The following is a 22,161-nucleotide window of genomic DNA, read 5'->3' as shown; positions in this document are numbered from 1 at the left end:
AGGGTCGTGGCGACCGGGTGAACGAGCAATACCGGGATGTCCGCGCGGTACGGCACGATGGCCCCATGGCACGCACGTACCCCGACCATCCCGGTGAGCAGGCAGCGCAGGACCCGATCCGGCTGCTGGAGATCCGTGACACCCCGCTCTCGCTCGACGAGGTGTTCGCCGCGGTCGGCGACTCCTCCGCGGGCGGCACCGCGCTCTTCGTCGGCACCGTGCGCGATCACGACGGCGGCTCGGACGTGGCCAAGCTCGGGTACTCGTGCCATCCCACGGCCGAGGCGGAGATGCGCCGGGTGGCGGAGCGGGTCGCCGCCGCGTTCCCGGTCCGCGCGCTGGCGGCCGTCCACCGGGTGGGCGATCTGGGGGTGGGCGATCTGGCGGTGGTCGTCGCCGTCTCCTGCCCGCACCGCGCGGAGGCGTTCGAGGCGTGCCGCCGGCTGATCGACGACCTCAAGCACGAGGTGCCGATCTGGAAGCACCAGCAGTTCTCCGACGGGACCGACGAGTGGGTCGGCGCCTAGAGCCTGACGGCGGGCCCCGGGACCGGGGTCCGCGTGATGATCATCGGACCGGCTCCGGCATCCGATGATCACTCCACGAGGTGCCCCCAACGGGTGAACGGGCTGTCCGGTTCGGGGGTCTGAAACCCTGTCGGGGGGATCCGCCCCGATTTGCGTAACCGCACCCCTGCCGGGAGCGTTGATCTCGCAGATGGTTAATCTGCTGATCTGTCAGTTGCCGCGGTTGCGGTCGCTCTTTGGGGACGGGAGGACGGGATGGCTGCTCTCGCCTGGCTGCTGATTCCGCTTTTCGCTGCTGTCGGCGCGGCGATATGGGCGAGCTGGGCAGCCCGCAATCGCACCTCCGGCGACGTCGCGGAACTCGACGGCTACAGCCGCTTCCGAGAGGCGATGGAGAAATCCCACTCCGGAACCGAGCCCGCCTGACCTCCCGCCCGGCTCCTCCCCGCCCGGCCCCCACGGGCGCGCTCCCCGCGCCGGGCCCGTACGGCGGATGCCCGTCCTCCCCGGACGGACCGGCCCCGGCGGTGCACTGACAGACACGTCCCGTACTGTCGTTCCATGCCACGCCGCACCGCGACGATGCTCGCCTCCACCTTGATCCTGATCGCGCTGCTCTGCGCAGGCGTCCTCATCAAAGTGCCGTACGCGGAGATGTCCCCCGGTCCCACGGTGAACACCCTGGGCGAGGCGCGCGGCGAACCGGTGCTCCAGATCTCCGGGCACAAGACGTACCCGACGACCGGTCACCTCAACATGACGACGGTCCGGGTCACCGGCGCGAACTACAAGATGAACCTGTTCGAGGCGGTCTACGGCTGGCTGTCCCACGACAACAAGATCGTGCCGCACGACACGCTCTACCCGGACGGCAAGACCGAGGAGCAGTCCTCGCAGGAGAACGCCGAGGAGTTCAGCCAGTCGCAGGAGAGCGCCAAGGTGGCGGCCCTGGGCGAGCTGAAGATCCCGGTGAAGTCCCGGGTCGTCGTGGGGTCCGTGGTCAAGGGCAGCCCCGCCCAGGGCAAGCTGCACGCGGGCGATGTGATCAAGTCGGTCGACGGCTCGGCCGTCAAGGAGCCCGGCGACGTGGCCAAGCTCGTCACCAAGCACCGCCCCGGTCAGAACGTGGTCTTCACCGTCGTCCCCGCCAAGGACGCCGCCGCGGCCGAGAAGGCGGGCAAGGAGCCCGAGGGCACCGAGAACGTGACGATCACCACGGACAAGGCCAAGGACGGCGACCGCGCGATCGTCGGCATCCAGGCCGGGACCGACCACACGTTCCCGTTCTCCATCGACATCAAGCTCAGCGACGTCGGCGGCCCCAGCGCGGGCCTGATGTTCGCGCTCGGCATCGTCGACAAGCTCACCCCCGGCGATCTGACCGGCGGGAAGTTCGTCGCCGGGACCGGCACGATCGACGACACGGGCAAGGTCGGTCCGATCGGCGGCATCGAGCTCAAGCTGATCGGCGCGCGCAGCGCGGGCGCCCGCTACTTCCTGACGCCCGTCGACAACTGCGCCGCAGCCGCCTCGGACCCGCCCGGCGGGCTGACCCTGGTCAAGGTCGCCACCATCGCGGACGCCACCAAGGCGCTGGAGAAGATCCGCACCGGGGACTCGGCCGGTCTGCCGAGCTGCTCGGCGAAGTGACCGACCGCGCGCCGCGCGCGTGGAGCGAGGCTGCACACGCTCCGCGCGCGTAGGGCGAGCGCGATTCCGAGCCTCGTGGCGGGCCACGGCGAGAGCCGCGCCCCGCGCGCGTAGACGCGTAGAAGGGGGCGCCCGCCCGGTGCGGGCGCCCGCTCCACGCGTGCGTGTCAGTCCGCGAAGGTCGCGGAGAGCGCCTCGGCCAGCCCCGGCACCAGACCGGCGCCGGTGAGCACCTCGGTGGCCGAGTCCTTCTCGCGCAGCCGCACCGCCGACTCGCGGGCGCCGTCGCGCAGCACCGCCACGGTCATCCGGACCTCCTGGCGGTCGGGGTGCTTGGCCACCCACTTCGCCAGCTGCTTGTCGTTCAGGCCCTCCGGCACGGACGTCTCGGCGGACGGGGGCAGCATCAGCCGCTCCACCGTCAGCGCGCAGCCGACCACCGCGTCGGGCCAGGCGATGGTGCCCAGGAACTCGTCGAGGGGGCGGCCGGCCGGGATCTCCTCCTGCTCGATGGGGGTCAGCGCGGCGGCGCTGTCGCCCTCGTCGAGGCCGAGCTGGGAGGCCAGGCCCGGCTCCTGGGTGCGGAGCCGTGCGGTGTCGACGAGCGCGAACAGCCGGGCCGGCTGGTCCCAGCCGAGGCCGGAGGCGTACTCGTCGATTTCGAGCACGGCGCGGGTGAGCGGGCTCGCGGCCATCGGGGGGCCGGAGGGGGAAACATTGGACATGAACAACATCCTGCCCTCTTTCACCCCGGGATCGGGAACTGAGTAAAGCCTCAGTAAGTTGCATGAGTGGGCTCTACGATCGCGGGGCCTGCTCAATCGACAGCGAATCTTCGAGGTGCGCACCTTGGCTTTCCAGATGCCGGACCGCGGCGGAGGCCCGTCCGGGCCACGGATCAGAGTCGGCCGGCCGTCCCGCCGGGTCCGGACCCTGCTCATGACACTGGGTGTCCTGGCCGTGCTGGCCATGGCGTTCGTCATGTTCGCCGGATTCTGGACGGACTGGCTCTGGTACCGCTCGGTGCACTATTCATCCGTCTTCACCACCACCCTGTGGACCAAGATCGGCCTGTTCGCCTTCTTCGGCGTGCTGATGGCCGTGGCCGTCGGGGTGAACATCTGGCTGGCGCACCGGCTGCGACCGCCGCTCAGCGCGATGTCGCTGGAGCAGCAGAGCCTGGACCGCTACCGGATGGGCATCGCCCCGTTCAAGAAGTGGCTGCTCCTGGGGATCACCGCGCTGGTCGGCCTCATCGCCGGCGCCTCCGCCTCCGGGCAGTGGCGCACCTGGCTGATGTGGGTCAACGGGGTGCAGTTCGGCCAGAAGGACCCCCAGTTCCACCTGGACGTGTCGTTCTACGCCTTCGACCTGCCCTGGTACCGGTTCCTGCTCGGCTTCGGCTTCGCGGCCACCGTGCTCTCCCTGATCGCCGCCGCCCTCACGCACTACCTGTACGGCGGGCTGCGCATCACCAGCCCGGGCGCGCGCGCGACGGGCGCGGCCACCGGGCACCTGTCGGTGCTGCTCGGCGTCTTCGTCGCCCTGAAGGCTGTGGCGTACTGGCTCGACCGGTACGGGCTGGCGGTGAAGTCCAGTGACTTCAAGGCCAGCAGCAACTGGACGGGCCTGCGGTACGTGGACGCCAACGCCTACCTTCCGGCGAAGACGATCCTGTTCTGCATCGCGGTGATCTGCGCGCTGCTCTTCTTCGCGACGCTGTGGCGCCGCACCTGGCAGCTGCCGGTGATCGGCTTCGGCCTGATGGTCCTGTCGGCGATCCTGATCGGCGGGCTCTACCCGGCGATCGTCCAGAAGTTCCAGGTCCAGCCGAACGAGCAGGCCAAGGAGGCGCCGTACATCCAGAAGAACATCGACGCCACCCGCAAGGCGTACGGCATCGACGCGACCGAGGTGAAGGACTACAAGGGCACCACGGCCGCCGAGGACAACTCCAAGCTGCGCGCCGACGCGGACACGGCCGCCAGCTACCGGCTGATCGACCCGAACGTGGTCACGCCCGCGTTCCAGCAGCTCCAGCAGGAGCGGAAGTACTACCAGTTCGCCGTGCCGCTGGACGTGGACCGCTACACCGACAAGGACGGCAAGGAGCAGGACACCGTCGTCGGTCTGCGTGAGCTCAACCTCAACGGCATCGACAAGCGCAACTGGATCAACGACCACTTCACGTACACCCACGGCTACGGCATGATCGCGGCCAAGGGCACCAGTGTGGACTCCAACGGCGCGCCCGACTTCACCGAGTCGGGGCTGCCCACCACCGGCCTGTTCAACGGGTACGAGCAGCGGATCTACTACGGCGAGAAGACCGAGCAGTACTCGATCGTCGGCGGTCCGCAGAAGGAGCTCGACTACGAGGCCGAGGGCAAGGGCCAGGCGACGACGAGCTTCAAGGGCAAGGGCGGCGTCAGCCTCTCCAACCCCTTCAACCGCGCCGCGTACGCGGTGGCCTTCAGCGAGCCGCAGATCCTGTACTCGGGAGCCATCGGCGAGGGCTCGAAGATCCTCTACAACCGCACGCCCAAGCAGCGCGTGGAGGCGGTCGCCCCGTGGCTGACCATCGACGGCGACCCGTACCCGGCCAAGGTCGGCGACCGCATCCAGTGGGTCGTCGACGCGTACACCACGACCAACGGGTACCCCTACGCCTCGCGTACGACGCTCGGTGAGACGACGGCGGACTCGCTGACCACCCGCCAGCGCGCGGTGATGGCGCAGCAGAACCAGGTCAACTACATCCGCAACTCGGTGAAGGCCACCGTCGACGCGTACGACGGCACGGTCACGCTCTACCAGTGGGACACCCAGGACCCGGTCCTCAAGACCTGGATGAAGGCGTTCCCCCACACGGTGAAGCCGAAGGCGGACATTCCGCCCAGCCTTCTGGCCCACCTGCGGTACCCGCAGGACATGTTCAAGGTCCAGCGCGAGCTGCTGACCCGGTACCACGTCACCAACCCGGCGCAGTTCTACAGCGGCAGTGACGCCTGGCAGGTGCCGGACGACCCGACCAACAAGGACGGCGTCGCGGTTCCGCCGTACTACCTGTCGATGAAGATGCCGGGGGCCGAGGACCAGGGCAAGAAGTTCTCCCTGACCACGACGTTCACCCCGAACGGGCGGCCGAACCTCGGCGGCTTCATGGCGATCGACGCGGACGCGGCGAGCAAGGACTACGGCACGATCAGACTGCTCAGGGTCACGGACAACGTGCAGGGCCCCCAGCAGGTCCAGAGCAAGCTGAACAGCTTGCCGGAGGTCGCCGAGTTCGTGCGGAACCTGCGCGGCAGCGACTCCGAGATCGACTACGGCAATCTGCTGACCGTGCCCCTGGGCGGCGGATTCCTGTACATCGAGCCGGTGTACGCGCGCGGTGGTTCGGCCAACTATCCGCTGCTGAAGAAGGTCGGTGTCTCCTACGGGCAGACGACCGTCTTCAAGGACACCCTGGCCCAGGCGCTGAACGCGGTGTTCGGCGTGGACGGGGCCGAGCCGCCCGCGACCAAGCCGCCCACCGACACCACCAAGCCGCCGTCCACCGGGACGAACGCCACGGTGGAGCAGGCCATCAAGGACGCCCAGAAGGCGTACGACGACGGCCAGAAGGCGCTGCAGAAGGGCGACTTCACGGCGTACGGCAAGGCCCAGGCGGACCTCCAGGCCGCGCTCCAGCGGGCCGCCGACGCCGAGGCCAAGGCCAAGGGGTCGAGCGGCGCCGGGACCAGCGGCGGCTAAGCCGGTCAGAGCTCCGTCCCGTGTCGTGATACGTTGTATTCACCGACGCGGGGTGGAGCAGCTCGGTAGCTCGCTGGGCTCATAACCCAGAGGTCGCAGGTTCAAATCCTGTCCCCGCTACTGACGAACGAGGGCCCGGATCCATCAGGATCCGGGCCCTCGTCGATTTGCGTTGTCCCGATGTGCCCCTGCTGCGTTTGGCTTATCTCTCTGTGGGCATGTCGACAAAACGCTGAAGTGACCTCACTGGCTGCGGTATACCAGGTGTACGCGGGTTGCGGGTGGTGCGACGATGGTATTTATGGGGGACAGGGCAACTCTGTTGGAGACAGGGCGGTTTGCGCGGATGCGCTCCGATGACGCCGCCGATGCCGAGACCGAGGCACGGCACCGGCGTGCTGCCGACAGCGGCGACGCCGCGTCCATGAGCGTTCTCGGATCCATGCTGCTGCGCCGCGGCGACCTCGACAGCGCCGAGCCCTATCTGCGGGGGGCCACCGCCGAGGGCGACCGCGCCGCGGCCAACAACCTGGGCGTGCTGCTGCACCAGCGCGGCTACCCGGACGAGGCGGCCGGATGGTGGCGCATCGCCGCCGTCGCCGGCTCCGCCGCCGCGGCGCACGCGCTGGGCCGGCACTACCGCGAGCGCGGCGACGAGCCGGCCGCCGAGTACTGGCTGCGCCAGTCCGCCGAGCAGGGCCACGCGCTGGGCGCGTACGCCCTCGCCGACCTGCTGGAACACCGCAGCGACGTGGGCGCCGAGCGGTGGCTGCGCGCCGCCGCCGAGCAGGGCCACCGCGAGGCCGCGTACCGGCTGGCGCGCCTCATCGACCAGCGGGCCGAGCGCGACGGCGGCGAGGCCGACATCGCTGTCGAGCCCGAGCCGGACGACGAGGCCAGGGCCCGGGCCGCCGAGGCCGAGCAGTGGTACCGCCAGGCCGCCGCGCGCGGCCACCGGCGGGCCGCGCTGCACCTCGGCGCGATCCTGGAGAAGCGCGGCGAGCTCAGGGAGGCCGGGCGCTGGTACCTCACCTCGGCCAAGGACGGCGAGGCGAAGGCGGCCTGCGCGCTGGGCTTCCTGCTCAAGGACGCGGGCGACGAGGAGAGCGCGGCCGTGTGGTGGCTGCGCGCCGCCCAGGACGGCGACGGCAACGCGGCCAACGCCCTGGGCGCGCTGCACGCGGCCCGGGGCGAGCCGCAGACCGCCGAGCGCTGGTACCGGGCCGCCATGGACGCGGGCGACGACAACGGCGCGTACAACCTGGCGCTGCTCTGCGCCGCCCAGGAGCGGACCGCGCAGGCCGAGCAGTGGTACCGGCGCGCCGCCTACGCGGGGCACCGCGAGGCGGCCAACGCGCTCGCCGTGCTGCTGCTCCAGGCCGGTGACGCCACCGGCGCCGAGCCCTGGTTCTCCAAGGCCGCCGAGGCCGGCAGCGTGGACGCCGCGTTCAACCTGGGCATCCTCTTCGCCAGCCGCGACGACGACGTCGAGGCCCTGAAGTGGTACGAGCGGGCGGCGGCGGCCGGGCACACCGAGGCGGCCCTCCAGGTCGGCATGGCGCTGCTGCGCGACGGCGAGGAGGCCGCCGCCGAGCGGCACCTGCGGTGCGCGGCGGGCGGCGGCAGCGCGGAGGCCGCGTTCCGGCTGGCCACCGTGCTGGACGCGCGCCAGCCGCCGCCGGGCGCCCCGGTGCTCGGCGAGCCGGTGGCCGAGAAGACGGAGTGCGAGGAGTGGTACGAGCGGGCCGCCGGGCAGGGCCACCGGCGCGCCCAGGTCCGCGTCGGCATGCTCGCGGCGGCCCGGGGCGACCAGGACGGCGCCGCGCGCTGGTACCGGGAGGCCGCCGAGGCGGGCAGCCGCAACGGCGCCTTCAACCTCGGGCTGCTGCTCGCCCGCGAGGGCAAGGAGCGCGAGGCCGCGCTGTGGTGGACCCGGGCGGCCAACGCCGGGCACGGGCGGGCGGCGCTGCGGCTCGCGCTGCTCGCCGCGCGGTGCGGGGAGCTGGCGGAGGGCCAGCGGTGGTGCGCGCGGGCGGTCGAGCTGGGGCCGGCCGAGGTGGCCGAGCGCGCGGCCCGGCTGCGGGAGGCCCTGCACCAGGAGCTCACGGCGTAGGCGCCGCGCAAGCGGGGGTGCGCCGATCGGGTTTGCGCTGCCCTGCACGGTGACGTAATGTTGTGTTCACCGACGCGGGGTGGAGCAGCTCGGTAGCTCGCTGGGCTCATAACCCAGAGGTCGCAGGTTCAAATCCTGTCCCCGCTACCAAGTACTCAGGGCCCGGATCCATTGGATCCGGACCCTGAGTCGTTTCCCGGCACCGTTCTCGGACATCGGTTCCGGACACCGTTCACGGACGCGGCCACGGCGTACGGGAAGAGGGCCCGCCCCCTGGGGGACGGGCCCTCTTCCCGTATGCGTACGCGTACGGCCGCGGCTACGCCTTCGCGCAGTCCGGGCAGATGCCGCGGTAGGTGACCTCGACGTCCGAGACGGCGAAGCCGAACCGCTCCGCCGGGGGGAGGTCCGCCAGCGGGTTGCCCGTGGGGTGCACATCGCGGATCGCGCCGCACAGGGCGCAGACCAGGTGCTGGTGGGGCTGGTGTGCGTTCGGGTCGTACCGCTTGGCGCGGCGGTCCGTGGAGACCTCGATGACCTCGCCGAGCGTCACCATCTCGCCCAGCGTGTTGTAGACGGTCGCGCGCGAGATCTCGGGCAGCTTCGCCACCGCGCGCGCGTGGACCTCGTCGGCCGTCAGATGCATGTGGTCGCCGTCGAGCACCTCGGCCACGACACGCCGCTGTGCGGTCATGCGCCATCCGCGTCCGCGAAGTCGTTCCAGCAGGTCACTCATAAGGGCCAGCCTAACAGCCGGGGGAGTCGAATCCCGAACAGGTGTGACTTTGGATGTCTGCTTGACTTGGACAATGTCCATTGTAGGATCGAGAACGGCAAACGCCAAGGGACAGGACTCGCAGGAAATGACGCAGGAGGCGCACGTGACGCAGGGACCGCTCACCACGGAGGCCGGCGCGCCGGTGGCCGACAACCAGAACAGCGAGACCGCGGGCGTCGGCGGTCCGGTGCTCCTCCAGGACCAGTCGCTCCTGGAGAAGCTCGCGCACTTCAACCGCGAGCGCATCCCGGAGCGCATCGTCCACGCGCGCGGCGCCGGCGCGTACGGCACGTTCACGGTGACCCGCGACGTGACGCAGTGGACGCGCGCGAACTTCCTCTCCGAGGTCGGCAAGCAGACCGAGACGTTCCTGCGCTTCTCCACCGTGGCCGGAAACCTCGGCTCGGCCGACGCCGTGCGCGACCCGCGCGGCTTCGCGCTGAAGTTCTACACGGAGGAGGGCAACTACGACCTGGTCGGCAACAACACGCCCGTCTTCTTCATCCGGGACGCCATCAAGTTCCCCGACTTCATCCACACCCAGAAGCGCGACCCGTACACGGGCTCCCAGGAGGCCGACAACGTCTGGGACTTCTGGGGGCTGAGCCCCGAGTCGACGCACCAGGTCACCTGGCTCTTCGGCGACCGCGGCATTCCGGCCACGCTGCGCCACATGAACGGGTACGGCTCGCACACGTACCAGTGGAACAACGAGGCCGGCGAGGTCTTCTGGGTCAAGTACCACTTCAAGACCGACCAGGGCATCAAGAACCTCACCCAGGCCGACGCCAACAGGCTCGCCGGCGAGGACCCGGACAGCCACCAGCGCGATCTGCGCGAGGCCATCGAGCGCGGCGAGTTCCCGAGCTGGACCGTGCAGGTCCAGATCATGCCGGCGGCCGACGCGGCGGGCTACCGCTTCAACCCGTTCGACCTCACCAAGGTGTGGCCGCACGAGGACTACCCGCCGATCGAGATCGGCAAGCTGGAGCTCAACCGCAACCCGGAGAACATCTTCGCCGAGGTCGAGCAGTCGGTCTTCAGCCCGGCGCACTTCGTGCCCGGCATCGGCCCGTCCCCGGACAAGATGCTCCAGGGCCGTCTCTTCGCGTACGGCGACGCCCACCGCTACCGCGTCGGCATCAACGCCGACCACCTGCCGGTGAACCGCCCGCACGCCACCGAGGCGCGCACCAACTCCCGCGACGGCTTCCTGTACGACGGCCGCCACAAGGGCGCGAAGAACTACGAGCCGAACAGCTTCGGCGGCCCGCAGCAGACCGGCCGTCCGCTGTGGCAGCCGGTGCCGGTCGCGGACGCGACGGGCAACCACCCGACCCCGCTGCACGCCGAGGACGACGACTTCGTCCAGGCGGGCAACCTCTACCGGCTCTACTCGGAGGACGAGAAGAGCCGGCTGATCGAGAACCTGTCCGGCTTCATCGCGAAGGTCTCGCGCGACGACATCGCCGAGCGCGCGATCGAGAACTTCCGCAAGGCGGACGCCGACTTCGGCAAGCGGCTGGAGGCCGCGGTCCAGGCCCTGCGCGGCTGACAGCACTGGACCGCTTGTCGTAGGCAGTCGGAGGGCCGGTTCCCCAGCGGGGGGTCGGCCCTCCGCGCGCCCGCGCCCGGCCCGGTCAGCCGACCAGTTCGCTCTGCCGGCGCGCGGGGGCCCAGCAGCGGATGATGTCCCGCACCGAGACCACCCCGACCGGGCCGTCGCCGTCCAGGACGATCAGGTGCCGGAAGCCGCCGTGCGACATCGCGTCGGCGGCCTCGGCCAGGGTCCAGCCCGGCGCCGCGAAGACGACGTCGGTGGTGGTGTGCCTGCTCGCGGTCTCCCGGTCCGGGTCCTGGCCCCGGCCGAGGGAGTTGAGGATGTCGCGCTCGGTGAGGATGCCGAGCCCGCTGGTGTCGGTGTCGAGGACGACGGCCGCTCCGACGCGGCGGTCGGCCATCAGCCGGGCCGCCTGGCGGAGGGTGTGGGCGGGTCCGATGGTGAGGACCACCGTGCTCATGGCGTCACGGACGAGCATGGATGGAGCCACCTCCTTGGTGAACCCCCGTGGCCCGTACGGAAGTACGGGAACGAGAACGGATTCACAAGTTCACAAGTGGGGGGACTCTTAGAGTGACATCACGGCGGGCGCGTCAACAAGAGGGTGGTAGAGGTCAGTTGAGGGGCGCGTAAAAGTACGACCCACGCCCCCCGGGGGCCCCAGCGGCGCACGCGCCCCGGCCCGGAGCGGGCCCGGGCGCCGTGCGCGCCGTGCGGGGTCCGGTCAGTCCGCCGTGCCCACGTAGTTCAGCAGCTCGTCGTGGAGCAGGCCGTTGGAGGCCGCCGCGTTGCCGCTGTGCGGGCCCTCCTTGCCGTCCAGACCGGTGAAGACGCCGCCCGCCTCCTGGACCACGATCACATTGGCCGCCATGTCCCACAGCGACAGCTCGGGCTCGGCGCAGATGTCCACCGACCCCTCGGCGACCATCATGTACGGCCAGAAGTCGCCGTACGCGCGCGTGCGCCAGCACTCCCGGGTCAGATCCAGGAAGTCGTCCAGCTTGCCGCGCTCCTCCCAGCCGCTCAGCGAGGAGTACGCGAACGAGGCGTCCGCGAGCTCGGAGACGCTGGAGACCCGCAGCCGCGTCGCCTGCGACAGGCTGCGGCCGGTGTACGCGCCGAGCCCCTCGGCCGCCCACCAGCGGCGGTTGAGCGCGGGCGCCGACACCACGCCGACCACCGGCCGGTAGCCGCCCTCGCCCGCCTCCATCAGCGCGATCAGCGTCGCCCAGACCGGCACCCCGCGCACATAGTTCTTGGTGCCGTCGATGGGGTCGATCACCCAGCGGCGCGGGCCCGTGCCCTCCAGGCCGTACTCCTCGCCCAGGATCGCGTCGCGCGGCCTGGCCCGCTGGAGATGGCCGCGGATCAGCTCCTCGGCGGCCTTGTCGGCCTCGCTCACCGGCGTCATGTCCGGCTTGGTCTCCACCTTCAGGTCGAGCGCCTTGAACCGGTCCATCGTGGCGGCGTCGGCGGCGTCCGCGAGGACGTGGGCCAGTCGCAGGTCATCGTGGTAGTCGGGCATGGCCACCACCGTATCGACCCGCTCCCGCCGCGACCACACGGCCCGGAATGCGGACGGCGCCGGTGCTTCCCGGACGCCTCCGGGGTGCGCCCCGACCGCCCGCCGCGGCTATTGACAGTGCCGGGGCACGCGTCAACTCTGAGGGACGAGCCTGCCCCAGCTCGACGAGCAGGGGAGCGCCCATCGGCCCGGGGAGGCCCGATGCCCACCGCGCGCGAAGCACTTCTCGACGCCGCACTCGCGGCCCTGGGCGCACGGCCCTGGGCGGCCGTGCGGATGGTGGACGTGGCCTCGGCGGCCGGGGTCTCGCGCCAGACGCTCTACAACGAGTTCGGCAGCAAGGAGGGGCTGGCCCGCGCGCTGGTGCGGCGCGAGGCCGACCTCTATCTGCGCGGGGTCGACCGGGTCCTGGCCGACCGGGTCGGCCCGGCCGAGCGGCTGGTCTCGCTCGCCGAGTGGACCGTGCGCTCGGCCCGGGCCAGCGCACTGGTCCGCGCGCTGCTCACCGGGTGCTGGGGCGAGCGCCTGCCCGCCCCGCGCCCGCTGCGCCCGCCCGGCGCGTACTCGCCCGTACCGGCGCAGCGGCGCGCGGACGCCGGAGTTCCGGGCCCCGCCGAGCTGGTGGCGACCGTACGGGACCGCTCGCTCGCGATGCTGGAGAAGGAACTGCCGGGCGCGGACAGCGTGGAGCTGGCGCGCTCCTGCGAGACCGTGGTGCGGCTCGCCCTGTCGTACGTGACGGCTCCCGCACCCGAGACGGCCGCGCCCGGGACGCCAGGCGGCACCGGGCACGTCGTCCACGTCCGCGCGCTGCTGGCCCGCACCCCGCTGCGGCCGGTGTCCCCGGGCCCGTGAGCCGGGGCCCCTGAGCCCGTGCTCGTGAGCCGGGACCCGCCGGGGCGGTCCGCGGGTGCGCGTGGACTCAGTGCGCCGAGCCGGAGATCTGCAGGCCGATCACGCCCACGATCACCAGGGAGATCGACACCAGCTTCAGCGTGGAGACCACGTCGTCCAGGAAGACCATGCCGTAGATCGCGGTGCCCGCCGCCCCGATGCCCGTCCACACCGCGTACGCCGGACCCACGTCCAGCTTCTTCAGCGACAGCGTCAGCAGGCCGAACGAGCCCAGGGCGAAGACCGCGAAGGCGATGGTCGGCCCGATGCGGGTGAAGCCGTGCGACAGTTTGAGACAGACGGCGAACCCGGTCTCCAGGATCCCGGCGACCACCACCAGCAGCCACGCCATGTCCAGGGCCTCCCACAACGGATAGTGACTGCTCGTCATCGTCAGGGCCGAACCGGGGCCCGACTGAGCCCGATTATGCACGGGGGCCCCGACGGCCGCCCCCGGGGCACGCTCGGCCCGGTGCCGGGCCGGGGATCCGGTCAGTCGCCCTCGTGCCGCTCCCGGGTGGCCAGCAGCCGCCGCAGCGAGTACAGCCGCGCCGGATCGGCGTGGCCCTCGGCCACCCAGGCGTCCAGCGCGCACTCCGCCTCGTCGTGGCTGCACGCGCGCGGGCAGTTCTCGGTGCCGGGCACCAGATCGGGGAAGGCGAGGATGACCCGGGACGGCTCCACATGGTGCAGGCCGAACGACCGCACGCCCGGGGTGTCGATGACCCAGCCGCCGTTCTCGCTGGCCAGCGGCAGGGCCAGCGCGGAGGTGGTGGTGTGCCGGCCGCGGCCGGTCACCGCGTTCACATGGCCGGTGACCCGGCGGCGGTCCTCCGGCACCAGCGCGTTGACCAGGGTCGTCTTGCCGACGCCGGAGTGGCCGACGAACGCGGTGACCCGGCCGTCGAGCTGCTCGCGCACCCGCTGGGCCGCGTCGCCGTTGTAGAGCTCCTCGCGGGAGGTGACGACGTGCGGGACGCCCAGCGCGCCGTACATCTCCAGGAGTTCGTCGGCCGGGGCGAGGTCGGACTTGGTGAGCACCAGCAGCGGCGAGAGCCCCGCGTCGTACGCCGCGACCAGACAGCGGTCGATCATGCGCGGGCGCGGCTCGGGGTCGGCGAGCGCGGTGACGATGGCCAGCTGGTCGGCGTTGGCGACGATGACCCGCTCGAACGGGTCGTCGTCGTCCGCCGTGCGGCGCAGCACCGAGCTGCGCTCCGAGATGCGCACGATGCGCGCGAGCGTGTCCTTGGCGCCCGACAGATCGCCGACGATCATGACCCGGTCGCCCACCACCGCGGCCTTGCGCCCCAGCTCACGGGCCTTCATCGCGGTGACCGTACGGTCCTCGACGAGACAGGTGAGGCGGCCCCGGTCGACGGTGAGGACCATCCCCTCCGAGGCGTCCTCGTGCTTGGGGCGGATGTTGGTGCGCGGGCGGTTGCCCTTGCGGTTGGGGCGGACCCGGATGTCGTCCTCGTCGGGGTTCTTGCCGTAGCGGCGCATCTGCTCAGGCCCCGCTCAGTTTCCGGCCCCGGACAGCATCTCGGTCCACATCTTCGGGAAGTCGGGGAGCGTCTTGGCGGTGGTCGCCACGTTCTCGATCTCCACGCCGGGCACGGCGAGACCGATGATCGAGCCGGCGGTGGCCATCCGGTGGTCGTCGTACGTGTGGAAGACGCCGCCGTGCAGCGCGCGCGGGCGGATGTGCAGCCCGTCCGCGGTCTCGGTGACGTCGCCGCCGAGCTCGTTGATCTCCTTGGTGAGGGCCGCCAGGCGGTCCGTCTCGTGCAGCCGCAGATGGGCGACGCCGCGCAGGGTGGAGGGGGAGTCGGCCAGCGCCGCGACCGCCGCGATGCCCGGCGTCAGCTCGCCGACCTCGCCGAGGTCCACGTCGATGCCGTGCACCTTGCCCGAGCCGGTGAAGACCAGGCCGCGGGCGGTGAGCTCGCAGGAGCCGCCCATCTCGGTGAAGATCCGGCGCAGCTGGTCGCCCGGCTGGGTGGTGCGCTCGGGCCAGTCCGGGATGGTCACCCTGCCGCCGGTGAGCAGGGCGGCGGCCAGGAACGGCTGGGCGTTGGACAGGTCCGGCTCGACGGTCAGGTCGCGGCCGAGCAGCGCGGACGGGGAGACCCGCCACACATTGGGCTCGCCGCCGGTCTCGGGCTCGTCGACCTGGGCGCCGACCGAGCGGAGCATGTCGACGGTCATCCGGATGTGCGGCATGGACGGCAGCGAGGCGCCGACGTGCCGCACCTCCACGCCCTGGTTGAAGCGCGGGCCGGAGAGCAGCAGGGCGGAGACGAACTGGGACGAGGAGGAGGCGTCGATGCGGACCCGGCCGCCGTCCAGGGCGCCGCTGCCGTGCACGGTCATCGGGAGCGCGCCGCGCCCGTCGTCGTCGATGCGTGCGCCGAGCGCGCGCAGGGCGTCGATCACGCCGTTCAGGGGGCGCTCGTAGGAGCGGGGGTCGCCGTCGAAGCGGATCGCGCCGTCGGCGAGGGCGGCGACGGGGGGCAGGAAGCGCATCACCGTACCGGCGTTGCCGACGTCGATGGCGGCGGGGCCGTGCAGACCGGCCGGGATCACCCGCCACGCCTCGCCGGAGCCGTCGGGGCCGACGCCCTCCTCGATGCCGACGCCCAGGGCGCGCAGCGCCTCCGCCATCAGCAGGGTGTCGCGCGAGCGCAGGGGGCGGCGCAGCCAGCCGGGCTCGGCGGCGAGGGAGGCCAGGACGAGCGCGCGGTTGGTGACCGATTTCGAACCGGGCACGGTGACCGTCGCGTCGACGGCTCCGCTCGCTACGGGGGCGGGCCAGAGGGCGGGGTGCACGGGCGTTTCGGTCATGGCTCTCACTTTAGTGGGGGGAGAACCTAGAGACCGAGCAGCCACCGTCCGCCACCGATGAGCGAGCAGACGGAGACGGCGTGGAAGAGGAAAAGCCAGAGCGCCGGTGGTACGTGGGTGAGCCGTCCCAGCTGGTCGGCGTCGGAGTCGCCGCCGTGCCGTCCGTGCCGCTTGCGCTGGAGCTCGAAGGCGGGCCGCACGCCCCCCAGCAGCAGGAACCACACCACCGTGTACGCGAACGCGGACTGCACGTCGGGGGCGGCCAGCCAGGACACCAGCAGGAAGGCGGCGCCGGAGAGGACGACGGTGAGCACGCCGTAGGCGTTGCGGATCATCACCAGCATCGCCGCCAGCAGGGCGGTGGCCAGCCAGAGCAGCAGGGTGACGTGGTGGGCGGCCAGCAGCGCGGCGCCGCCGAGGCCGAGCAGCGGGGGAGCGGTGTAGCCCGCGGCGGCCGTCAGGATCATGCCCGGGCCGGTGGGGCGGCCCCGGCTCACGGTGAGGCCGGAGGTGTCGGAGTGCAGGCGTATGCCGTCCAGGCGGCGGCCGGTGAGGAGGGCGACGAGACCGTGCCCGCCTTCGTGGGCGATGGTGATCGCGTTGCGTGAGAGGCGCCACACGCCGTGCGGGACGACGGCGGCGAGCGCGGCCACCCCGGTGGCGACGACCAGCCACTGGGCCGGTGCGGCCTGGGTGTCGAAGAGCTCAAGTCCGGGCAATTCGGCGGGCATGTGCGGAACGGCTCCTTGTGATCGGCTGCCGCGTGGCAGGGTGGCTGTCATGTGTGGGAGGTATGCAGCGAGTCGTGGTCCCGAGGATCTCGCGGAAGTCTTCGAGATAGAGAAGTGGGACCCCGAGGAGACCCTGGCGCCCGATTGGAACGTGGCCCCGACCAAGGAGGTCTACGCGGTCCTGGAGCGTCCACTGAAAGACGCGGAAGACCGCCGTCCGGTTCGCCAGCTGCGGAAGCTGAGATGGGGGCTGGTGCCGTCCTGGGCGAAGTCGCCCGAGGGCGCGGCCCGGATGATCAACGCACGGTCGGAGACGGTGCACGAGAAGCCGTCCTTCCGGCGGGCCTTCGCCACCCGCCGCTGCATCGTTCCGGCCGACGGCTACTACGAGTGGGTCACCGGGGCCGACGAGCGCGAGCTGGAGGTCGAGGGGAAGAGGAAGCGGGCGCGCAAGCAGCCGTACTTCATCTCGCCCGCCGACGGGTCGGCGTTCGCGATGGCGGGCCTGTACGAGTTCTGGCGCGACCGCACGCTCCCGGACGACCATCCCGCCGCCTGGTGGGCGACCTGTTCGGTGATCACCACCGAGGCGGAGACCGGGCCGCTCGGGGTGGCCCCCGCCGAGGGCCCCTCGACCCTGCACGCGATCCACCCCCGGATGCCGCTGATGCTCACCCCGGACCGCTGGGCGGCCTGGCTGGATCCGGCCACCACGGACGTGGCGGAGCTGCGGGGGCTGCTGGCGCCGCCGCCGGAGGGACGGATGCGGGCGTACGCCGTCTCGACGGCGGTCAGCAACGTGCGCAACAACGGCCCGGAACTCCTGAAGGAACTGGCGGGCCCGGAGGAGGGCACGCTCTTCTGACGCCGCCCCGCGCCCCTGGAAAGGACCTTCGGGCCCGCCTTCAGGGGCGCCGGCAACCGCGCGGGCGTCCCCGCACGGTCCGCGGACGAAACACCCGGCCGCCCGCCCGAGGCGTTCGGGAAGGGGCGGGGCGGGGACCCGGCAGGATGACCCCGTGACCCACAGCGACCTCATCGAGACCCCCGCGGGCGACGCCCGCATCACCTGGCACCGCGCCGCCGGAGCCCGCCTCACCCTCGCCCTGAGCCACGGTGCGGGCGGCGGCATCGACGCCCGGGACCTCGCCGCGCTGGCCGCCGCGCTGCCGCCCCGGGGCGTCACCGTCGCCCTCGTGGAGCAGCCCTGGCGCGTGGCGGGCAAGAAGGTGGCGCCGGCGCCGAAGACGCTGGACGCCGGGTGGCGCGCGGTGTGGCCCGCGCTCGCCGCCGAGGGGGCGCCCGTCGTCGCGGGGGGCCGCAGCGCCGGCGCCCGCGTCGCCTGCCGCACCGCCCGCGAGCTCGGGGCGCACGCCGTGCTCGCGCTGAGCTTCCCGCTGCACCCGCCGGGCAGGCCGGAGAAGTCCCGTGCCGAGGAGCTGCTGGGGGCCGGGGTGCCCACCCTCGTCGTGCAGGGCGGAAACGACCCCTTCGGGAAGCCCGCCGAGTTCCCCGACGGGGAGCACGAACTCGTGGAAGTGCCCTTCGGCGATCACGGGTTCGCGGTGCCCAAGCGCGCCTCCCTCACCCAGGACGAGGCCCTCGCGGTCATCACGGACGGCGTCGGCCGGTGGGTGCGCTCGCTGCGGGAATGACACGTACCCACCCGCTGTTGTGAGGGACATACGCATCCGCAAGCCTGAGCATTACGTGGAGAGGGAGTCCGTCGCATGGGTTCGACCATCTGCCCCAGTCGCTCGCACGCCGCTGACCTGGAGTGGACGGTGCTGACGGCTGCCAAGAACGCTCCTATTCGAGCGGCGGGCGGACCGGATCGTCGTCTATCCTCCGATTCGAGTGGGTCCAGCTTCGGACTCGCCACACCGTTCGAGGAGGTGGGTCCGGTCACAGGGACCGACGACGGCCACGCGGAAGAGTCGACCGCCGAGCGCAACGCGCGCTTCGAGCGGGATGCCCTCGGCTACCTCGACCAGATGTACTCGGCCGCCCTGCGCATGACGCGCAACCCGGCCGACGCCGAGGACCTGGTCCAGGAGACCTACGCTAAGGCGTACGGATCCTTCCACCAGTTCCGGGAGGGGACGAACCTCAAGGCTTGGCTCTACCGGATTCTCACCAACACCTTCATCAACTCGTACCGGAAGAAGCAGCGCGAACCCCAGCGCAGCGCCGCCGAGGAGATCGAGGACTGGCAGCTCGCGCGCGCGGAGTCGCACATGTCGACCGGACTGCGGTCGGCCGAGTCGCAGGCGCTGGACCACCTGCCCGACTCCGACGTGAAGGAAGCCCTCCAGGCGATCCCCGAGGAGTTCCGCATCGCCGTCTATCTGGCGGATGTCGAGGGCTTTGCGTACAAGGAGATCGCGGACATCATGGGTACACCCATCGGTACGGTGATGTCCCGGCTGCACCGGGGCCGCCGCCAACTGCGCGGAATGCTGGAGGACTACGCCCGTGACCGCGGGCTCGTCCCGGCCGGCGCCGGCGAGTCGGACGAAGCGAAAGGCTCGGGCTCATGAGCTGCGGAGAGCCGCACGAGACGGACTGCTCTGAGGTCCTGGACCATCTCTACGAGTTCCTCGACCACGAGATGCCCGACAGCGACTGCGACAAGTTCGAGGTGCACTTCGAGGAGTGCTCGCCCTGCCTGGAGAAGTACGGCCTGGAGCAGGCCGTGAAGAAGCTGGTCAAGCGCTGCTGCGGATCGGACGACGTACCCGCCGACCTGCGGTCCAAGGTCATGGGCCGGATCGATCTGATCCGCTCCGGCCAGGCCGTGCCGGACCAGGACATCGTCGCCGAGGGCTGACCCCCGCGACGGAACGGAGCTGAGGGCCGCGACCCAGGGGTCGCGGCCCTTCTCTGTCACTCGAAGGTGCTAATCGGACGGGACCTAAACGGTTCAATCCGACAATGCGCCTACTCGCCGCGCCGCGCGGGCCTATCCTCCCGATCCGGGGAACGGAGGGAGGCGCGCCATGGACGGACCGCAGCGGCGGACCCTGAACCGGGGGGCGCGCGGGGTTCTGCTGGGCGCCGTGGTGGCCGCCGGGGCGGTCGTGCTGCCCTTGGCGCGCACCGCGGTCCCCTGGGGCGCACTGGGGCTGCTCGCGGCCCTGTACGCGCTCTGCGAATGGCCCGCGCGCTGCCCGTTCCTGGCGGGCCGCGCCACCGTCGCGGTGCCCTCCGGATCGTTCTTCCCGGTGCTGCTCGCCGCCGCGTTCCTGCTGCCGCCCGGCGCCGCCGCGCTGGCCGCCGTCCCGGGCGCGCTGCTCGCGCCGGTCGCCGAGGCCCCCGAGACCCCGCGCCGGATCTGGCGGGCCGCCCGGCTCGCGCTGGCCGGCTCCGCGGCGGCCTGGACGCATCTGCTGCTGGGCGGGCGCACCGCCCTCGGCGGCACCCCGGCCGCCCCCGCGCCCGACTTCCCGTACGCGCTGCTGCCCGCCGCGGCGGCGGCGCTGGTCTTCTGCCTGGTGCTGACCGCGCTCGACGGGCTGATCCTGTGGACCGCCGAGCGGCTGCCCGCCCGCACCGCCTGGCGCGGACTGCTGCCGCGCTCGCTCGCCCCCTACGGGGTGCACGGGCTCGCCGGGCTGATGATGGCCGTCCTGTGGCGCAGCCCCTACGGCCCGCCCGCCGCCCTGCTGGTGCTGCTGCCGATGTACGTCTCGTGCTGGGTCTTCGCCCAGTACCACCGCGAGCACGCCGCCCACCAGGCCACCATCCGGGCCCTGGTGCAGGCCGTCGACATCAAGGACACCTACACCCGCGGCCACAGCGAGCGCGTCGGCCTCGCCTCCGTCCTGATCGCCCGCGAACTCGGCATGGCCGAGGACCGGTTGGAGGTGCTGCGGTTCGCCGGGATCCTGCACGACGTGGGCAAGCTCGGCGTGCCGACGCGGCTGCTGCGCAAGGACGGGCCGCTCACCCCGCAGGAGCGCGCGGTGATCGAGCTGCACCCCGAGTACGGGCACGAGATGGTGCGCGGCATCGGCTTCCTCGGCGAGGCGCGCGCCGCGATCCTGCACCACCACGAACGCCTCGACGGCAGCGGCTATCCGTACGGGCTCCGCGGTCCCCAGATCCCCGAGTTCGCCCGGGTCGTCGCCGTCGCCGACGCGTTCGACGCGATGACGTCCACCCGCTCCTACAGCCGCGCCCGGCCCGTCGGGGCGGCCGTCGAGGAGCTGCGGCGGTGCGCGGGGCGGCAGTTCGACCCCCAGATGGTGGGCGCCCTGGTGCGGGCGCTCGACCGGCACGGCTGGCATCCGGCGGTGACGGCGGACGAGCCGGACCGCGGCGCGCTCCCGTCGCACGCCGGGCGCGGAAACGTCTCGCCGTGCGACGCCGCCCCGGCCGGGCGCGGATGAGCCGCCCCCAGGCGCCCCCGCTGCCGTACCCCGTCGCCGGGGTGTACGGGGCCGCCGCCGCGCTCACCGTCTGGGCCCTGGGCCGCACCCTCTGGTACGGCGTGGTGGAGCCCGGCGGCGCCCTCGCCTTCGGCGCGCTGGTCGCCGTCGGCGAACTGGCCCGCTGGGACGGGCGGGACGGCCGCGAGGACGAGGGGGCGGCCCGCGAGTCGGCGCCGCTCGGCTCGGCCGGCGCCCTCGCCTACGCCCTGCTCGGCCAGAACGGCGGGCGCGCCACCCACCACGGCGTCCTCCAGGCCGTCGCCGTGGTGTTCGCCGCCGCCCTGGTCGGAGCGGTCCCGCACGTGGCGCGGGGCCGGGGGCCGAGCCCCGAGCAGATGGCCCGGCGGGTGCTGACCGTGGCCTTCGCCGCCGCCTGCTTCCAGCCGCTCTACAACTCCGGCGCACTGGCGCTGTGGGCCGGACACGGGCCGTCCTACGCGCTGTTCCTGCTGCTCGTCCTGGTGCTGACCGCGCTGTGCGACGCGGTGGTCGCCGCCGCCCTGGTGCGGGCCCGCACCTCCTACCCGTACGGCCCGCTCCTGCGCGAGCAGCTGCGGGCGCTGCTCGGGGTGGGCTCCGCCGTCTGCGCCACCGGCGCCGTGATCGCGCTGGCGGTCGCGGTGGCCGGGCTGTGGGCGCTGCCGGTGTTCTGCGTGCCGCTGCTCCTGACCCAGCTGGCGTTCCGGCGGTACGCGGGGGTGCGCACCACCTACCGGCAGACCATCGCCTCCCTGGCCCGCGCCACCGAGATCGCGGGGTACACCCAGCCGGGCCACGCCCGCCGGGTGGCCGAGCTGAGCCGGGCCGTCGGGCGCGAGCTGGGGCTGAGCGGGCCGGAGCTGACCGTTCTGGAGTACGCGGCCCTGATGCACGACATCGGGCAGCTCTCGCTGGTCGACCCGGTGCCCGCCGGGGCGACGGCGGCGCTCCCCGAGGCCGAACAGCGCCGGATAGCGCTGCTGGGCGGGGCCGTGGTCCGCCAGACCGGGGTGCCCGCCGAGGTCGCGGTGATCGTGGAGCGCCAGGCCGACCCGTACCGCGAGCAGCCGCTGCCCGCCCGGATCGTGCGCGCGGTCAACGCCTACGACGACCTGGCGGCCTCCCCGGGCGGACCGGGGGGCTCGCTGAGCGCCCTGGAGCAGCTGCGGCTCGGCACCGGGAGGGACTATCAGCCCGAGGTCGTCGAATCGCTGGCACGCGTCCTGGGCCGCGGCAGTCTGACCCCGGTGTCACCTGGGTAACCCAGGAGTAATGAGCGGCCTTCCGGCCGGGCATGGTTGGATGCGAAAGAACCCAGAAACACTGGGAGACCGTAAGACCGGCTCGGAGGCAGGCCGGTCTGGGCA

Annotated in this window: 21 protein-coding genes and 2 tRNA genes; 15 read left to right on the top strand and 8 right to left on the bottom strand. The window is 72.2% G+C overall.

Translation table 11 applies throughout. The annotated features are described in order from the left end of the window. The first annotated feature begins 65 nt into the window (after window positions 1-65). From AB5J87_RS12280 to AB5J87_RS12270, 3 genes are all read left to right on the top strand, one after another. The gene (locus AB5J87_RS12280; protein ID WP_369376506.1) at window positions 66-527 is read left to right on the top strand and encodes a molybdenum cofactor biosynthesis protein MoaE; all 462 of its coding nucleotides are present in this window, start codon (window positions 66-68) and stop codon (window positions 525-527) included. Between the two features lie 255 nt (window positions 528-782). Continuing rightward, on the top strand, window positions 783-953 hold the full coding sequence (locus AB5J87_RS12275; protein WP_369376504.1) for a hypothetical protein: 171 nt from the start codon (window positions 783-785) through the stop codon (window positions 951-953). A 135-nt stretch (window positions 954-1,088) separates the two neighbouring features. Continuing rightward, window positions 1,089-2,177, top strand: coding sequence for a PDZ domain-containing protein (locus AB5J87_RS12270; protein ID WP_369376503.1), 1,089 nt, complete (start codon window positions 1,089-1,091; stop codon window positions 2,175-2,177). Between the two features lie 167 nt (window positions 2,178-2,344). Here the strand turns inward: AB5J87_RS12270 and AB5J87_RS12265 are convergent, their stop codons facing one another. Next, window positions 2,345-2,911 (bottom strand): PPA1309 family protein, encoded by a 567-nt coding sequence (locus AB5J87_RS12265; protein WP_369376502.1) that lies wholly within the window; start codon window positions 2,909-2,911, stop codon window positions 2,345-2,347. A gap of 127 nt (window positions 2,912-3,038) precedes the next feature. On the opposite strand from AB5J87_RS12265, the gene AB5J87_RS12260 reads away from it, so the two are divergent. The 4 genes from AB5J87_RS12260 (at window position 3,039) to AB5J87_RS12245 (ending at window position 8,196) form a co-directional block, all read left to right on the top strand. Next, the gene (locus tag AB5J87_RS12260) at window positions 3,039-5,933 is read left to right on the top strand and encodes a UPF0182 family protein (RefSeq protein WP_369383490.1); all 2,895 of its coding nucleotides are present in this window, start codon (window positions 3,039-3,041) and stop codon (window positions 5,931-5,933) included. Window positions 5,934-5,979: 46 nt separating this feature from the next. Next, window positions 5,980-6,053 (top strand) — tRNA-Met (locus tag AB5J87_RS12255). A gap of 172 nt (window positions 6,054-6,225) precedes the next feature. Beyond that, window positions 6,226-8,046, top strand: coding sequence for a tetratricopeptide repeat protein (locus AB5J87_RS12250; RefSeq protein WP_369376501.1), 1,821 nt, complete (start codon window positions 6,226-6,228; stop codon window positions 8,044-8,046). Between the two features lie 73 nt (window positions 8,047-8,119). Continuing rightward, a tRNA-Met gene (locus AB5J87_RS12245) sits at window positions 8,120-8,196 on the top strand. 169 nt (window positions 8,197-8,365) lie between these two features. Here the strand turns inward: AB5J87_RS12245 and AB5J87_RS12240 are convergent. Continuing rightward, the gene (locus AB5J87_RS12240; RefSeq protein WP_369376500.1) at window positions 8,366-8,782 is read right to left on the bottom strand and encodes a Fur family transcriptional regulator; all 417 of its coding nucleotides are present in this window, start codon (window positions 8,780-8,782) and stop codon (window positions 8,366-8,368) included. A gap of 127 nt (window positions 8,783-8,909) precedes the next feature. On the opposite strand from AB5J87_RS12240, the gene AB5J87_RS12235 reads away from it, so the two are divergent. Then, complete coding sequence (locus AB5J87_RS12235; protein ID WP_369376499.1) at window positions 8,910-10,379, top strand: catalase; 1,470 nt, start codon at window positions 8,910-8,912, stop codon at window positions 10,377-10,379. A gap of 85 nt (window positions 10,380-10,464) precedes the next feature. On the opposite strand, the gene AB5J87_RS12230 is transcribed toward AB5J87_RS12235, so the two are convergent. Together AB5J87_RS12230 and hisN are read right to left on the bottom strand one after the other, a co-directional pair. Further along, entirely contained in the window at window positions 10,465-10,863 is a 399-nt protein-coding gene (locus tag AB5J87_RS12230) for a cyclic nucleotide-binding/CBS domain-containing protein (protein WP_369376498.1), read from the bottom strand. Window positions 10,864-11,109: 246 nt separating this feature from the next. Next, a complete protein-coding gene (gene hisN / locus AB5J87_RS12225; RefSeq protein WP_369376497.1) occupies window positions 11,110-11,910 on the bottom strand; it encodes a histidinol-phosphatase in 801 nt (266 codons plus the stop codon). Window positions 11,911-12,111: 201 nt separating this feature from the next. Between hisN and AB5J87_RS12220 the strand changes: the two genes are divergently transcribed. After that, on the top strand, window positions 12,112-12,765 hold the full coding sequence (locus AB5J87_RS12220; RefSeq protein WP_369376496.1) for a TetR/AcrR family transcriptional regulator: 654 nt from the start codon (window positions 12,112-12,114) through the stop codon (window positions 12,763-12,765). A gap of 67 nt (window positions 12,766-12,832) precedes the next feature. Here the strand turns inward: AB5J87_RS12220 and AB5J87_RS12215 are convergent, their stop codons facing one another. The 4 genes from AB5J87_RS12215 to AB5J87_RS12200 form a co-directional block, all read right to left on the bottom strand. After that, a complete protein-coding gene (locus AB5J87_RS12215; protein WP_369383489.1) occupies window positions 12,833-13,156 on the bottom strand; it encodes a multidrug efflux SMR transporter in 324 nt (107 codons plus the stop codon). Between the two features lie 140 nt (window positions 13,157-13,296). Continuing rightward, entirely contained in the window at window positions 13,297-14,310 is a 1,014-nt protein-coding gene (gene rsgA / locus AB5J87_RS12210) for a ribosome small subunit-dependent GTPase A (RefSeq protein ID WP_369376495.1), read from the bottom strand. A 15-nt stretch (window positions 14,311-14,325) separates the two neighbouring features. After that, the gene (aroA, locus tag AB5J87_RS12205) at window positions 14,326-15,651 is read right to left on the bottom strand and encodes a 3-phosphoshikimate 1-carboxyvinyltransferase (protein ID WP_369376494.1); all 1,326 of its coding nucleotides are present in this window, start codon (window positions 15,649-15,651) and stop codon (window positions 14,326-14,328) included. Window positions 15,652-15,677: 26 nt separating this feature from the next. Further along, window positions 15,678-16,382 (bottom strand): M50 family metallopeptidase, encoded by a 705-nt coding sequence (locus AB5J87_RS12200; RefSeq protein ID WP_369376493.1) that lies wholly within the window; start codon window positions 16,380-16,382, stop codon window positions 15,678-15,680. Window positions 16,383-16,431: 49 nt separating this feature from the next. Here AB5J87_RS12200 and AB5J87_RS12195 point away from each other — a divergent pair, with 49 nt between their 5' ends. From AB5J87_RS12195 to AB5J87_RS12170, 6 genes are all read left to right on the top strand, one after another. Further along, complete coding sequence (locus AB5J87_RS12195; RefSeq protein WP_369376492.1) at window positions 16,432-17,247, top strand: SOS response-associated peptidase; 816 nt, start codon at window positions 16,432-16,434, stop codon at window positions 17,245-17,247. A gap of 154 nt (window positions 17,248-17,401) precedes the next feature. Continuing rightward, complete coding sequence (locus tag AB5J87_RS12190) at window positions 17,402-18,037, top strand: alpha/beta family hydrolase (protein ID WP_369376491.1); 636 nt, start codon at window positions 17,402-17,404, stop codon at window positions 18,035-18,037. A 75-nt stretch (window positions 18,038-18,112) separates the two neighbouring features. Continuing rightward, the gene (locus AB5J87_RS12185) at window positions 18,113-18,922 is read left to right on the top strand and encodes a sigma-70 family RNA polymerase sigma factor (protein WP_369376490.1); all 810 of its coding nucleotides are present in this window, start codon (window positions 18,113-18,115) and stop codon (window positions 18,920-18,922) included. Then, window positions 18,919-19,212 (top strand): mycothiol system anti-sigma-R factor, encoded by a 294-nt coding sequence (rsrA, locus tag AB5J87_RS12180; protein ID WP_369376489.1) that lies wholly within the window; start codon window positions 18,919-18,921, stop codon window positions 19,210-19,212. The genes AB5J87_RS12185 and rsrA overlap by 4 nt, the downstream gene beginning before the upstream one ends. Before the next feature lie 169 nt (window positions 19,213-19,381). Then, a complete protein-coding gene (locus AB5J87_RS12175) occupies window positions 19,382-20,773 on the top strand; it encodes an HD-GYP domain-containing protein (protein ID WP_369376488.1) in 1,392 nt (463 codons plus the stop codon). Next, the gene (locus AB5J87_RS12170) at window positions 20,770-22,056 is read left to right on the top strand and encodes an HD-GYP domain-containing protein (protein ID WP_369383488.1); all 1,287 of its coding nucleotides are present in this window, start codon (window positions 20,770-20,772) and stop codon (window positions 22,054-22,056) included. The genes AB5J87_RS12175 and AB5J87_RS12170 overlap by 4 nt, the downstream gene beginning before the upstream one ends. Window positions 22,057-22,161: the final 105 nt, after the last annotated feature.

The organism is Streptomyces sp. cg36 (genome assembly GCF_041080675.1).
Taxonomy (GTDB): domain Bacteria; phylum Actinomycetota; class Actinomycetes; order Streptomycetales; family Streptomycetaceae; genus Streptomyces.
The sequence above is the reverse complement of the archived record's forward strand: the minus strand, read 5'-3'. Positions and strand labels throughout refer to the sequence as shown.

Coding starts and splice junctions, on each gene's coding strand:
- AB5J87_RS12240 (WP_369376500.1), bottom strand. CDS start 8,782: ATGAGTGACCTGCTGGAACGACTTCGCGGACGCGGATGGCGCATGACC.
- aroA (WP_369376494.1), bottom strand. CDS start 15,651: ATGACCGAAACGCCCGTGCACCCCGCCCTCTGGCCCGCCCCCGTAGCG.
- AB5J87_RS12195 (WP_369376492.1), top strand. CDS start 16,432: ATGTGTGGGAGGTATGCAGCGAGTCGTGGTCCCGAGGATCTCGCGGAA.
- AB5J87_RS12175 (WP_369376488.1), top strand. CDS start 19,382: ATGGACGGACCGCAGCGGCGGACCCTGAACCGGGGGGCGCGCGGGGTT.
- AB5J87_RS12185 (WP_369376490.1), top strand. CDS start 18,113: ATGGGTTCGACCATCTGCCCCAGTCGCTCGCACGCCGCTGACCTGGAG.
- AB5J87_RS12250 (WP_369376501.1), top strand. CDS start 6,226: ATGGTATTTATGGGGGACAGGGCAACTCTGTTGGAGACAGGGCGGTTT.
- rsgA (WP_369376495.1), bottom strand. CDS start 14,310: ATGCGCCGCTACGGCAAGAACCCCGACGAGGACGACATCCGGGTCCGC.
- AB5J87_RS12270 (WP_369376503.1), top strand. CDS start 1,089: ATGCCACGCCGCACCGCGACGATGCTCGCCTCCACCTTGATCCTGATC.
- AB5J87_RS12220 (WP_369376496.1), top strand. CDS start 12,112: ATGCCCACCGCGCGCGAAGCACTTCTCGACGCCGCACTCGCGGCCCTG.
- AB5J87_RS12200 (WP_369376493.1), bottom strand. CDS start 16,382: ATGCCCGCCGAATTGCCCGGACTTGAGCTCTTCGACACCCAGGCCGCA.
- AB5J87_RS12260 (WP_369383490.1), top strand. CDS start 3,039: ATGCCGGACCGCGGCGGAGGCCCGTCCGGGCCACGGATCAGAGTCGGC.
- AB5J87_RS12275 (WP_369376504.1), top strand. CDS start 783: ATGGCTGCTCTCGCCTGGCTGCTGATTCCGCTTTTCGCTGCTGTCGGC.
- AB5J87_RS12170 (WP_369383488.1), top strand. CDS start 20,770: ATGAGCCGCCCCCAGGCGCCCCCGCTGCCGTACCCCGTCGCCGGGGTG.
- hisN (WP_369376497.1), bottom strand. CDS start 11,910: ATGCCCGACTACCACGATGACCTGCGACTGGCCCACGTCCTCGCGGAC.
- AB5J87_RS12235 (WP_369376499.1), top strand. CDS start 8,910: ATGACGCAGGAGGCGCACGTGACGCAGGGACCGCTCACCACGGAGGCC.
- rsrA (WP_369376489.1), top strand. CDS start 18,919: ATGAGCTGCGGAGAGCCGCACGAGACGGACTGCTCTGAGGTCCTGGAC.
- AB5J87_RS12280 (WP_369376506.1), top strand. CDS start 66: ATGGCACGCACGTACCCCGACCATCCCGGTGAGCAGGCAGCGCAGGAC.
- AB5J87_RS12215 (WP_369383489.1), bottom strand. CDS start 13,156: ATGGCGTGGCTGCTGGTGGTGGTCGCCGGGATCCTGGAGACCGGGTTC.
- AB5J87_RS12230 (WP_369376498.1), bottom strand. CDS start 10,863: ATGCTCGTCCGTGACGCCATGAGCACGGTGGTCCTCACCATCGGACCC.
- AB5J87_RS12265 (WP_369376502.1), bottom strand. CDS start 2,911: ATGTTGTTCATGTCCAATGTTTCCCCCTCCGGCCCCCCGATGGCCGCG.